Source organism: Paraburkholderia sp. EG286B, from assembly GCF_040965655.1.
Taxonomy (GTDB): Bacteria; Pseudomonadota; Gammaproteobacteria; order Burkholderiales; family Burkholderiaceae; genus Paraburkholderia.
The window spans coordinates 1-421 of the sequence record NZ_JBFRCF010000176.1; the positions used below are offsets into that span (position 1 = coordinate 1).

At 61.0% G+C, this 421-nt stretch carries 1 protein-coding gene; it reads left to right on the forward strand.

Annotated features, from left to right (window positions below):
• On the forward strand, positions 1-272 hold a 272-nt coding region (locus tag AB4Y42_RS44295; RefSeq protein WP_368697903.1), incomplete at its 5' end, for a nitroreductase family protein.
• Positions 273-421: the final 149 nt, after the last annotated feature.

The following is a 421-nucleotide window of genomic DNA, read 5'->3' on the forward strand; positions in this document are numbered from 1 at the left end:
CCCGCGAACTGTACATGGAATATCCGCAGCGTCGTCGCGACGAAGCCGTACGCACGGCAACATTCGGCGCGTCGGCAATGATCTACGCTGCCCGCTCGCTGGGTATGGGGTCCACGCCGATGATCGGGTTCGACGCTGAGGCGGTTCATCGCGAATTCGGCTTGGCCGATGACGAAGTGCCCGCGCTTCTGCTCGCTGTCGGTGCCGAGCGTCAAGGCAACTGGGCGCAAAAGCCGCGCCGTCCCGTGCACGAAGTTCTCGACCTCGTCTAAGCGGGTTGCTGGAGTATTCACTACGTACAAGGACCAGCCAGCCGCGAAAAGGGTAGTCGTAGGCAAGATGACGCTCAACTGAAGTCCTGAACGGCTTCGACCCGCGCCCGGGCACGAAGCAATCCGAGAGAAGGGTTCAAAAATGAACC